The sequence below is a fragment of the Dethiosulfatarculus sandiegensis genome, assembly GCF_000931935.2.
Lineage (GTDB): Bacteria > Desulfobacterota > Desulfarculia > Desulfarculales > Desulfarculaceae > Dethiosulfatarculus > Dethiosulfatarculus sandiegensis.
Genome location: NZ_AZAC01000013.1, coordinates 1 through 12,113 on the forward strand (window position 1 = coordinate 1; position 12,113 = coordinate 12,113).

The window sequence follows — 12,113 nt, forward strand, 5'->3', positions numbered from 1 at the left end:
CACCGCCGCCACCGCCGCCATTGGCAAAGCAAGGGCAGGGCGCGATCAGCAGAACCAGACAGAGCAATACAGCTATGACGGCCAGCCAATGTTTCATGGTTTTAACTCCCGGGGCTGTACTTTTTTAAAGGGTAGGTACAGGCCCTGGCCGTGCCACACCGGCAGGCCGTCGGCATCGCGGCGCAGGCGCAGGGTGGTGCCGCCAAAGGAAAGGCTGTCGGCTACATAAAAAACCCGGCCCTGGTAGCGCACCCGCTGACCGGTGGCAAAAACCGCCTGGCCCACCATTGGTGAAGGCCACTGGTGGGAGTCCCAATACCACAGCGGACCAAGGCCGTGCACCGCAACGTTGCGGTCGGCCAAAGCCAGGACCAGGCCCTGGCCGGGCACGCTCACCGAAATGACGTCTCCGGTAAGGGAAAAGGGCTCCTCCAAGCGGGCCTCCTGGATCTGGGCCCAGGCCCAGGCGGTGACCAGTAAAAGGCAGATGGTGATGATTAAAAAACGCGGCACGGCTGCTCCCGTTGGTGTTCGCCGAATGTTTTTGCAAATACTGGGCCGAACATAAGGGGTATTTTAAATATCCCTTTAAAGCGGCTGTATATTGTTGCAAGCGGTCATGTGTCCAGGCCTGAAACGGCAGACACTTATTAACTACCCAATATCACTTTAACCTGTCGTCAAACAACATGGCAAATTGATTCATAACAGGGTCCCATGCCTTAAATTTCCCCAGTGGGGATTTTTGAGATGCTGCCGCGCCTTTTTGTTTTCCATTAGAAAGGGCGAGGCAAAAGGGCCTGCCTTTTTTGATCCCGCACCCTTGAAAATAATTATTCATACATGTATGAATAATTAAACTATAACATGGATAAAAAACCGATCAAATTGATGAATTGAGTGCCCCAGGCAGAACCCGATGAACTTTTACCAGGGTTAACGATGAAAAAGATATTTAAAAATAAATGGTTATGGGTGCTAACTGTATTGGTTTGCATTTTGGCGCTTACCGCACTTGAACGCTTGGAGCAAATGGAGGCCAGACGGAATCGCCCTGACCTAAAACCGGAGCCATTATTGGTAGAGGTGGTTCCGGCCAAATTTGGCCCCATCAGTCAATGGATTTTAGGGCAGGGAACAGTGCGCGTTTCACGCAAGGTTAGCCTGTATTTCGAATCGGCGGGCAAGGTGACCGGGTTGGGCCTGGATATTAACGGTCAAGTTATCCGGGAAGGCTCCCGGGTGCGTGGCCCGGTGGACGGTCAAAAGTTCGGACAACTGTTGGCCTCCCTGGATCAGCGGAGCCAAATCGAAGTATGCAAGCAGGCAGAGGCTGCGCTCATTGATGCAAAGCATCAGGGAAAAGCAGCCTCAGGCGATGTGAACAAAGCTAAAAACGATTTGGATTTGATCAGGATTCAATATGGCCGCAGTAAACGGCTTTTTGAAAAAAAGACCTTGAGCCTCGCTGAATTACAGAAACAGCGCAACCAGTTGCTAAATGCCAAGGCCGAATTGGAGCAGGCTGTTTCCACCCTTCTTGCCGCCAAGGCAAGGATAAATTCCGCCCGGGCCGAGGCGGAGAACGCACGAATTTCCCTGGAAAGGACCAGCATCTATGCCCCCTTTGACGGAGTCATAGCCCGTTTGAATATTCGTGAGGGTAGGTATTTTCGGCCCGATCAGATAGACGGCACAACTTCCCAGGCCCTGCTGGACAGCTCTCCAATCACCATCATTGATCCCGGAAGCGTCGAAGTCTCCTTGCAAATTCCTTATTACGAAGCTTCTTTGGTCAAGCCCGGCCAAAAAGTTGTGGTGCAGCTGAACGGCATGCAAGGTCGGGCCCTTGTCTCAACTGATCAGGAAAACATGTTAATCGGAACAATATATTCGATCAGTCCCTTGCTGAGCTCCAGCCAGCGCACCATGCGGGTGATCGCCCGCTTTCAGCAGAAAGAAATCCATTTAATGGACGGGATGTTCATAAGTTGTTGGATTCAAGTAAGGCATAATCCCTCGGCCTTGCTGGCCCCTGTAGGCAGCCTTCTGTTTGAAGATGATAAGCCCTATGTTTTTGTATCCCGGGAGGGGAAAGCCCAAAAACGCCCCATCAGACTGGGAATCCTTGATGAGAAACAGGTGGAAGTTGTGAAGGGGATTGAACAGGCGGAGGTCTTGGTCACCCGCGGCAGGCATCTGTTATTTGAGGGAAGACGCTTAAGTCATAGAGCGCCCTTAAAGGAGAGGTCCCATGATTGACAGGCCATCCAGAGGAAAAAACAGCGCCTGGTTTGACTTCTTTTTCGTTCGGCCGGTGCCGGCCGTCATTTGGATAATGCTCATTATCCTTATTGGCTTCACCGCATACAACAGCCTCACCAAGGAATCACTGCCGGATTTGGAGATACCCGAGGCCAGCATTATCACCGAGTGGCCCGGAGCCACCCCGGATATGATCGAGAAGCGGATCACCCAACCTTTAGAGAACACCCTTAGAGGGGTGAAAGGGGTGAAATCCATCCATAGTTCGTCCTATGACGAAATGTCTATCGTTGCTGTCCGGTTCAGGGTTGAATGCGGCCTGGGCGAATCCATGCAGCTACTGAATCGCAAGGTGCTTCAGGCCCAGGCCTTGTTGCCCCCAGAGGCGAAACGCTCCCGTGTTGAGGAGACTTCAGTGCGGGACCTGCCGATTGCCTCGTTTGCCTTGTCAGGCCGGGTGGAGCAAAGCACCTTGCAGGACCTGGCAAAAAAGTTAAAACGCAGGCTGCAGAAGATACCCGGCATAAAAAAGACCGTGATATACGGGGCTCGGGAACAAGTGGTGAAGGTGCAGCTTCATCCTGCGAGGATGCGTGAACTGGGGGTCCCGGCCAGCTTGGTCCGCCAGCGGATTATGGCTCATAACTATGACTCACCCTGGGGGGCATTTGAGAACCAACAGCTCAGCTTCAGGCTGAAAATGTCAGGGACCTATCGGGAGCTGGACGATCTGAGGAGTTTGCCTATAGAACGCCTGCCCCAGGGACGCCTGATACGCTTGTCCGACCTGGCCGAGGTGAAGCAAGGCTTCATGGGGCGAAAAACACAGGTGTCCCTGAGCTGGCAGGGGAGGCCTTTTAACCCTGTGCTTACTATTGAGGTGCTCAAGGCGGCAGGCAAGGACACCATTAAACTTGTGAAGGCGGCCAAAAAGGCGGTTTTTGAGATGCGGGATTCGGCTGCCTGGCCTCCCGGGGTCTCTTGCACACTGGTGGGCAATGACGGCCGGGTTATTCAGGAAGAACTGGAGCGAGGGTTTAATAACGGCTGGCAGGCCATGTTGGCCGTGTTTCTGGTGCTGCTTTTTATGCTCACCTGGCGCGAAGCCCTGGTGGCGGCGGTATTGGTGCCCCTGACCCTGATGGCGTCTTTGGTGGTGCTTTGGGCCCTGGGCTATTCTTTCAACCTGCTGGTAATGGTGGGCATGATTTTAGCCTTGGGATTACTGGTGGATGACTTCATTCTTATTTTGGAAGGAATGCACGAGGGGATTTATCTAAAGGGCTTGGGCTTGGTCGAGTCTATCAAATACACCCTTTCCTCCTTTGCGGTTCCCTCTCTTTCCGGATCCATCACCACCATACTGGTCTTACTGCCCTTGGCCTTTGTGGGCGGAGTAGACGGTAAGTTTATCCGCTTGATACCGCTTACTGCCGCTATCTGCCTGACAATTTCCTATTTGATCTCCATTTTGTTAGGGCCGCCCCTGGCCCGTCTTGCCTTCAGAAACAGGGAAAAAGCGCATGGGCCGGGATACATGGACAGGCTTACCCAAAGGGCGGGAGCCGGTCTTTCCGCCTGGCTGCAAAAACGGGTGCTCAGGTCACGCCGGACCGCAACGGGCTGGATCGTTTGCGCAGTGGGTTTGTTTATAATGAGCCTGGGCTTGTTCTCCTTAATGAACGACACCCTATACCCCAAGGAAGACGGCCGGGAGCTGGGCATTTTGGTGGAACTGTCCCCTGAGAGTAAGCTGAGTTATTCAGCCAAGGTAGCAGAGAAAATCGGTGACATTTTACGGGCCAAGCCATATTTTCAGTATGTCACCATGGTGGTGGGGCAAAGGCCCTCATTTTGTATTTCATCCTTTCATGACCTGATGGCTCCTCAAACCGCTTCCAACCTTATTGGCTTTAATTGCATGCTTAAGCCTCGTAAAAACCGGGACCGGTTGGGCCATGAATACGTGGAGCCGTTGCGCAGGGAGTTGAAATCCGCCTTGGTAAAAGAGCCCGGAGTGCGGCTGTTCTTCAGCCCCAAAACCGGGGGCGCTTCAGGTGAGGACCCTCTTCAGATCGATATACAGGGTGAGGACATGAAGCGGCTCAGGAAAATAGCCCTGGCGGTTAAAAGGCGGCTTGCCCGGGTGCCGGGGGTGGTGGATGTGAGGGATAACCTGGGTCCCGCCCGCACTGAGCTACGCTTGAAACCACTCAGGGAAAGCCTGGATTTTCACCAGGTGGAGCAGGAGGAACTGGCCAGGCAGCTGATAGCTTTTATGGAACATGAAAAGGTGGGTGATTTTTACCGGCCCGGCTCTTTGGATAATCTGCCCATCCGACTGGGAGCCTGGTGGCCCAGCCAAAAGGGGGTGATGGCCAAAGGGCCGTGCAACTGGATTGAGCTTGAGAAGCTCTTTGTAATCAACGCTCAAGGCAAGGCAGTGTCGCTGTGGAACCTGACCCGGCCGGTTATGGAGCAAACGTCCGGTGTCATTACCCATAAAAATGCTGAGCGCAGCGTTACCGTGATGGCCAAATTGAATGATGTCTATGTATCGGAAGTGATCCGGCAGATGATGCCTGTTCTGGATGAAATGCAAAAGGACTGGCCCCAGGGCTATAGTTATGAATTTGCTGGAGAGAAGGAGGTAAGCCAAGAGGTTTATCAGACTATGTTCAAGATGTTTGTGATAGCCCTGGTGTTGCTTTATGCCATTTTAGCCTTGTTGTTTGATTCTCTAGCGCAACCGGTCATTATTCTTTCCACAGTGATATTCGCACTTACCGGTGTGTTTGCAGGCTTCTTTATAAGCGGCCTGCCTTTTTCCTTTAGCGCCGCTATTGGCATCGTGGCCCTGACAGGTATTGTGGTGAATGACGCCATTGTCATTATAACCACCATGAACCGTCAATTGGCCTCGGGACACGGGCTGATCAGGGCGGCCCTGAACGGGGCCAGCGAACGCTTGCGTCCCATTGTGAGCACTACGGTTACCAACCTGGCCGGACTTACGCCTCTTGCCTTGTCTGATCCCGGCTGGTCTCCGCTTTGTCTTGCCATTATATTCGGTGAAATAGCAGCGACTGTTGGGGCGCTGGTTCTGGTCCCGGCTTTATATGTGGCCATAACTCCAAAGGGGAAGGCATATTGAAATGGCGAACAAAACAAAGGGAGAAGCTGAAAAAACCAGGCAGGCCGTCCTTGATTCGGCCTTGCAGGTCTTTATCCAAAATGGATACAGCCGTACGACCTTAAAACAGATCGCCCACAAGGCGGGATGCACCAGAGGGGCTGTTTACGGCCATTTCTCCGGAAAATTTGAAATCTTTAAAACGCTTTATGAAGAGATGGAGCGTAACACCGGTTTGACCTTGGATAAGCAAAAATGGGTTCCAGCCGGAAGCTTAAATGATATTAAAGAGATTTTTTTGTATTACATCGGTGTCTTGCTGGCGAATGAGTCTTATCGCGAGTTTTATAAAATGGTGAATTACAGGACCGAATGGTCCGATGAGTTGGCAGCATTGTTGGAATTTGAAAAAAAGAAACTGGATGATTTCGTGGAAGTCCTGGCTGAAGATATTGCCAGGCTGAAAAGGCAAAAAAAAGTGAGGCCACAGGTGGACCCCGTCCGGTCCGCCGTGGCCTTATGCGCCTATGTAGAAGGGATTATAGGTTTTTGGCTTTTTAATCCCAATACATTGCCCTTGAAAAAATGGGCAGGTTCCTTGCTGGACGATTTCATGGCCGGAATGACCGATAGATAGTAATGCGTAGTGATTACTACGCCTCAGTGGTAGATAGTATGCTCGTAAAATTGAAGTGCCCTTGCCTCTGGAAAAATCTGAGAAAAGAAACCCTATTGAGCTCCCTAATGTATTTTGTTTGTGTGTTTAAGAAAAAAAATAATTCTCATGGCTGCAAGGGCTGGAAGTTTTTTTAGACGCGGGTATTTATTGCTTTAACTCTATTATTCTCTTACTTTTTTAGCGCTTACCGCATATTTTGTTTTTCGCCGGAGGTATAAAAGATACACTTATTCTGCATCCGTTTCCGACGCACGTGCGGGGCTGTTTTGGGGGCGTCGAAGCGTGTTTATAGATATGCATACTAATCCTGCACCCGAAGGGAGGGAAGCCAATTTGCCTTGCTCGGTTGCGGATAGCGCTGATTGTGAGCCCAGTCTGTGTCCTCCCCCGTAATGAACTACTATTTTCTATACATTTCCCTGTTGATATAGGACAATCTACCGCCGGGATATATGCAGGATTTCATAGCGGCCTGCAAAAATAACATGCTGCATTTGATCAAGCTCATGGCTGGGACTGGATGGCTTTAATGGAAAGGCGGGATCAACAGCTCAATTACCACAAACCTGACCGCGCTTTCATCCAGGGAGAATCATCGTGGGTATTTGGATAAGCGTAAGTGATCCCGTTTCAAATTCCGATCCCGACTTTGTCCGGGAGTACTGCCCCTCCCCTGGGGAAGTTGCCATCAATTTCGATGCCCAAGAAGAAAGCAAGCTATATCGGGAGCTATATGTAAGACCGGGAATGTGCGTTTTGTTGGGGAATTCCGTCTTGCCGGAAGGTATGAACCTGGGCTTTGATATAGAACGAGCCCCTATTGAGCTTTGTTATAGCTTTCGAGGCAGTGTGAGTTTCAGTATTTCAAGAGGGAATGGCCATCCCGTAGAATTTGAAAGGCGGCCCGGATTCTGCGCACTTACCCAGTTACCCCAAACGTATGGGAGAATGAGTTCTCCTGCGGGCGAGCATGTTTATAGCCTCACATTTTTTTTCACGGCCCAGGTTTTTTGCGAATTATTCCATGATTGGCCCGATGCTTTGACCCAATTGGGGCATAGGGACACAATTGGCCTTTCTCCAAAGGTTATATTGCATGAAGAACCTATTGACCCCCGTTCATTACTGCTTCTGAGCCAGATAATGCATTGCCCCTATCAGGGACAGGCGGCATCGTTGTTTTTGGAGGCCAAGGTCCTTGAACTGATGGCTATAAAGATGGCTAATTCTTTTGGAAGCACACAGAAAAGGAATAGGTCTCTGACCAAGCGAGAGTTGGAATCGGTGCACCATGCTTATCACCTACTGCTTGACCAATCCCAATCCGCCCCCTGCCTGGAAGATTTGTGTCGCATGGTGGGACTCAACCGCAACAAGATGAATCAAGGTTTCAGGGAAATTTTTGGTGACACGGTTTTTGGCGTGGTTAAGAAGGCTAAGTTGTGCCGGGCTTGGTCTCTGTTGGAACAGACAGATTTGTCCTTGGTGGAGGTTGCCCTGGAAGCGGGATATAAAAACCAAGCCAGCTTCACCACTGCATTTTGTAAACATTTTGGCTGCACCCCAGGCTCATTGCGCCGGAGCTGATTTCCCTTGAGGGTCTTTGCTCTGTATTAACACCCAAAAATTACCATTATTGCCTGCCTGCCCTTTGATAATTTTGCAGTAAATTTTTTCAATACCCAAAATGAAGTGCATTCATGGAAAAATTGAATGCAAATGCGAAAAGACAACCAAAAAATACTAATGTTATTTACCAGGTGCTAATTGCGGTTTCATTCTGAAGTATCGGAAGGTTGTCTGTACTGTAAGACGGTATTGCGAAAAGAGGTTGGGGTAACTTCTGCAGAATGAGCAGTAGAGATCGATATTAGTTCGCCTGATCAGAATGTCAGCTACCCATTAGAAAATGGGTGCTTAAATAACCCCGCCTGGAATGAAGCTGACGCAATGGCAATGGCCAATAACCGATATAGTAAGTTTATTATCGGCAATTCCAAAAAATAGAAAATTTACGCATTTAAGCCAAGAAGGCGCGATTGGATGGTATTCCAATGGTGTTTTTTTGGCTTTTTTGTGCCGTTAAGAGTTGGAGTGGAAATTGAAAAATCAGGTGAGGTAGTTGTTTCCTTTGATGAAAATTTGATGTTGACATGAATTGCTAAATTACAGGGGTGCAAGAAATGAAAAAGTTGATTTGTCCTGACGGCGGGATAGCAAAAACAATTAAAAGTTTTTGCAAGATTACAGTTTTAATGCTTTTGACTGGATGTTTGCTTTTGTCAGGGCAATATGCTTGGGCTATTAATGATAAGACTAAAGAAAAAGAAGGTCTAGGTTCTCTTAATGATTTAGGAGAAATGGTTATAGTTGGCCGGGAGGAGAAAGGAGCAAAGGGTATAGCCATAGACCCTACGGCAACAGTAATTACGGTTGATTCCTACACCAGCCCCAAGGCGCCTCAGACTGTGGCGGATATTCTGGAAAGTATTCCGGGTATAGATGTGCAAAGGGGTGATCCAAATATGTCAGACGGCAAGGATGTCGTAAAGATACGCGGTTTGGATGCAAGAAGAATTATGGTCCGCTTGGATGGAAGGCCGCTAAAAAATGTCGGCGGCTTCTCAGATAAGTTGATCGATTGGCCTTCTCTTACATTGGAGGATGTTGAAAAAATAGAAGTGGTGCGTGGAGCGCATTCAGCCATATTTGGCAACACCTTGGGAGGAACAATAAATGTTGTTACCAAGAAGGGAGGACATAAAAAAGACAATATACCGGAAGGCGAAGTAATGGTTGATTATGCCAAATGGGATAGCCAATATTACCGTATGGGTTTGGCCGGCAATGTGGAAAATTTTGGTTATTCGCTGGGAGCCGGGCACCGCTCTTCAAACGGATATCTTAGGCATAGTGACTATAGAATAAAAGATTTTACCGTAAGAACCTCCTATGAGTTTCCCTTTAAGGGAAGAATAACCTTAGGCTACAAGGGCAGCCGGCAAGACAAAAATCCTTTCGTAGTTAATGATCCAAATGACCCTTTGGTTGGGCAGCAATATGATAGTTCTTATCCCATTGTTAGTTCCGATGCTGAAGGATGGTCGCCCAACTATCCAGGGGGTGATTCCTACAACGATAAAGATATGGATTATTTTGACGTAATTTATGAACAGTACACCTCGATTGGTGACTGGAAAATTCATTTATATCAGACAGATGAACATCGTAATTATAGTACGCATATGTACCAGCAGGCGATACAATTTTACGACTACTGGTGTGATGTTAAGTTTGATGAGTCGGGATTGATTCTCCAGAATAAAATAACCAATTTCAATAATCACACAATCACCGTTGGCTTGGAGGGTAAGGATCAATACGCGGAGTACGATTGCGTCAACCCGTTACAGGAATGGCATGTGGATAGACATAAGATGAGCAGCCACTATGCGGGTTATATCGAGGATAGTTGGCAGATAACCGAGAAATTGAATCTGGCGCTTGGAGTAAGGTGGGACAAGGCCGAACTTTCCGTTAACATGGACTATCCCGGTTATCCAAGTCACTTTGATAAAGAGTGGTCTGCATGGTCGCCTAAATCCCGATTGAGTTATGAACTTCTTCCTGAAACAACGGCTTTTTTAAACGTAAGCAAGGCATTTAGATTGCCCACCGCAATGGAGTTCTGCTGGTACGGGGCCCCCACGGGTGTGTTTATTGATCCGGAAACAGCCATGGAATATGAGGGGGGAATTATTCAAAAACTTGGTAATAATAACAGCCTGCGCGTCACTTACTATTACTATGATATTGACAATTACATCATGTTTAGTAGGTACCCCATGCCTTTAATTATGTCTGGCCAAATCGACAAGGCAGTTATAAACGCTGATTATCTGCACTTACAAGGTGTTGAAGCCGAACTTAACTTTCAATTGCATAGAACTCTATCCGGATATCTTAACTACACTTTTCAAGAGCCGAAATTAGGAGCAACAGTGGCGCCTGAAAGTGAGTTGTACGATGACCAATACCAATTGCCCAGGCATAAGGTGACTCTGGGAATGGATTGGAAGCCTTGGGAGAATACTGAAATTCTAGCCACCATGCGGTATGTGGGGGAGCGTCAAACCTCCTTTGGGAAAGATATCGATTCCTTTGTTACTTTTGATTTAGGATTATCTCAAATGTTTTTCGAGAAAACTCTTAAAGTTAAACTATACGCCATGAATCTGTTTGATGAAAATTATGAGGAGCAATATCACATCCCCGCACCTGAGAGGTACTTCGGAATAAATCTAAGCTACATGTTTTAATTGATCTAGTCATGCATTAGAAAGGTGATATTTCATGCGAACAAAAACAATTAATTCGTTGCTGTTTCCGATTATTTTTGCCCTGTTGCTAATAGCCTCCCTTGCCAATGCCGGGACCAGTGGGCAGCATTCGAAAAAGGACAAGGCGTGCCAAGCGGATATATACCTGATCGGTGTAGGGCCCGGTGATGTCGATTTGATTACTATCAGTGCGCAAAAGACAGTTCACAAAGCCGACGTCATTGTTTGTAATCCTCAACTTGCCAAACAATTCGGCAGGTTATTAGACGGCAAGGAATTACTCCTTACCGGGTTGAATTCATACCGCCCAAGAAAGGGTTTGGCCGGCGGCAAGTCCTCAGAAGCAGACAGGCAGCCAGGCGAAATAAAAAAGGATCAAAACAGAATTATTAAAACGGTCAGAACGGCGGTAAAAGGCGGCAAGGTGGTTGCCTTTCTTGATTATGGCGATCCAATGGTATATGGCAATTGGCTTTGGTGCCTGGATGTGTTCAAGGATCTCAACCTAAAAGTGGAACCCGGTGTTTGCCTGTTTCACGCCGCGAATGCCGTCTTGGGAGAGGATATATCCTTCAGCGATATCTCCAAGTCAATCATACTGACCACAAATGACGCTTGCGGCGAAAGGGATACAATCGATAAATTAGCCAGTAATTCTGCAGCCATGGTTATTTATTGCTCGCCGAATAATTTTGATGTCGTCTTAAGGAAACTCTCGGGGAAATATAAACCAGAGACTAAAATCGCATTGGTTCCTAATTCGACGTGTGTAGGTAAACAGGCGGTGATTAGTGGTACAATCGCAAATATTGAAGAAGTAGTTGCCACCCAAAAGCTTGCGAAAGAATTTTTAGTTTTCATTGGTGCTAATCTAGATCTACCGAAATCTAATATCGCCACAAAACCTGCAAAGAAAAAAGGGAAATTATATTTGGTGGGATTGTTCCCCGGTAATCCCGATTTGGCAACTTTGCGTGCGACAAATGTAGTTAAAGGCTCAGACTTGATAATAAATCAGTTTGACTTTATTAATGCTGCCTACAAACACATACTTGAAGGCAAAGAGGTTTGGGCGCCGTCAAATAAAAAAGCGTGGACGTGGCATGGATACGGCAAGAGCGCAGATGATTTTTCCGGAAAGAATTTGGAGCGTTTCCTTGCTTCTGAAAAGGCCCGGCAAGAGACGGTCAGTAAGGTGCGGCAGGCAATAGAAAAGGGCCAACAGGTATGTGTTTTGGATTTCGGAGACCCTTTGACCTATGCCCCTTGGTGCTGGGTTTTGCAGGAATTCGCAGACCTTGCCCCCATAGTGATTCCCGGGATAAGTTCCTTTGACGCTGCCAACGCCGCCCTGAAAAAAAGCGTTACCCAGGGAGCAAAAACCAAATCCGCTATTCTAACGGTTCCTGATGTAGATGATTGGCTTAATAAAAAGGCTTTTGATTTTGATGAAATGCTGGAGAGACAAACATCTTTAGTAATTTTCATGCCTGACTATATGATTACCTTGCCAGACATGGTAAAGAAACTTTCCGCTTATTATGACCGAAAAACTCCAATCGCCTTGGTTGTGTGTGCCGGCTTTAAGAAAGGTGAGAAGGTTATCAAGGGTAGGCTTGACAATATTGTGGATTTGGTTGGAAGAAAAAAATTGCCTTTTTTACATTTGATGTATGTTGGTTCCTTTTTAGAGTAA

Annotated in this window: 7 protein-coding genes; 6 read left to right on the forward strand and 1 reads right to left on the reverse strand. The window is 47.9% G+C overall.

The features are described 5' to 3' along the window. Nucleotides 1-93: 93 nt before the first annotated feature. Complete coding sequence (locus X474_RS09690) at nt 94-513, reverse strand: hypothetical protein (protein ID WP_044348556.1); 420 nt, start codon at nt 511-513, stop codon at nt 94-96. A 429-nt stretch (nt 514-942) separates the two neighbouring features. On the opposite strand from X474_RS09690, the gene X474_RS09695 reads away from it, so the two are divergent. The 6 genes from X474_RS09695 to X474_RS09720 all read left to right on the forward strand — a co-directional run bounded on the left by X474_RS09695 (nt 943) and on the right by X474_RS09720 (nt 12,113). Further along, nucleotides 943-2,262 carry an efflux RND transporter periplasmic adaptor subunit gene (locus X474_RS09695; protein WP_044348558.1) on the forward strand — a complete coding sequence of 440 codons (1,320 nt, stop codon included), beginning with the start codon at nt 943-945 and terminating at the stop codon, nt 2,260-2,262. Beyond that, nucleotides 2,255-5,419: an efflux RND transporter permease subunit gene (locus tag X474_RS09700; protein ID WP_044348559.1), complete on the forward strand. Its 3,165-nt coding sequence runs from the start codon at nt 2,255-2,257 to the stop codon at nt 5,417-5,419. The genes X474_RS09695 and X474_RS09700 overlap by 8 nt, the downstream gene beginning before the upstream one ends. Before the next feature lies 1 nt (nt 5,420). Continuing rightward, a complete protein-coding gene (locus X474_RS09705) occupies nt 5,421-6,035 on the forward strand; it encodes a TetR family transcriptional regulator (protein ID WP_044348561.1) in 615 nt (204 codons plus the stop codon). A gap of 639 nt (nt 6,036-6,674) precedes the next feature. Further along, nucleotides 6,675-7,664 (forward strand): helix-turn-helix domain-containing protein, encoded by a 990-nt coding sequence (locus X474_RS27660; RefSeq protein ID WP_082464280.1) that lies wholly within the window; start codon nt 6,675-6,677, stop codon nt 7,662-7,664. A gap of 596 nt (nt 7,665-8,260) precedes the next feature. After that, nucleotides 8,261-10,396 carry a TonB-dependent receptor gene (locus X474_RS09715; RefSeq protein ID WP_044348563.1) on the forward strand — a complete coding sequence of 712 codons (2,136 nt, stop codon included), beginning with the start codon at nt 8,261-8,263 and terminating at the stop codon, nt 10,394-10,396. A 34-nt stretch (nt 10,397-10,430) separates the two neighbouring features. Next, a complete protein-coding gene (locus X474_RS09720; protein WP_052515066.1) occupies nt 10,431-12,113 on the forward strand; it encodes an SAM-dependent methyltransferase in 1,683 nt (560 codons plus the stop codon).

Excerpts from the sequence above, each read along its gene's own strand:
- X474_RS09695 (WP_044348558.1), top strand. The coding sequence starts at position 943 with ATGAAAAAGATATTTAAAAATAAATGGTTATGGGTGCTAACTGTATTG.
- X474_RS09700 (WP_044348559.1), top strand. The coding sequence starts at position 2,255 with ATGATTGACAGGCCATCCAGAGGAAAAAACAGCGCCTGGTTTGACTTC.
- X474_RS09705 (WP_044348561.1), top strand. The coding sequence starts at position 5,421 with ATGGCGAACAAAACAAAGGGAGAAGCTGAAAAAACCAGGCAGGCCGTC.
- X474_RS09715 (WP_044348563.1), top strand. The coding sequence starts at position 8,261 with ATGAAAAAGTTGATTTGTCCTGACGGCGGGATAGCAAAAACAATTAAA.
- X474_RS09720 (WP_052515066.1), top strand. The coding sequence starts at position 10,431 with ATGCGAACAAAAACAATTAATTCGTTGCTGTTTCCGATTATTTTTGCC.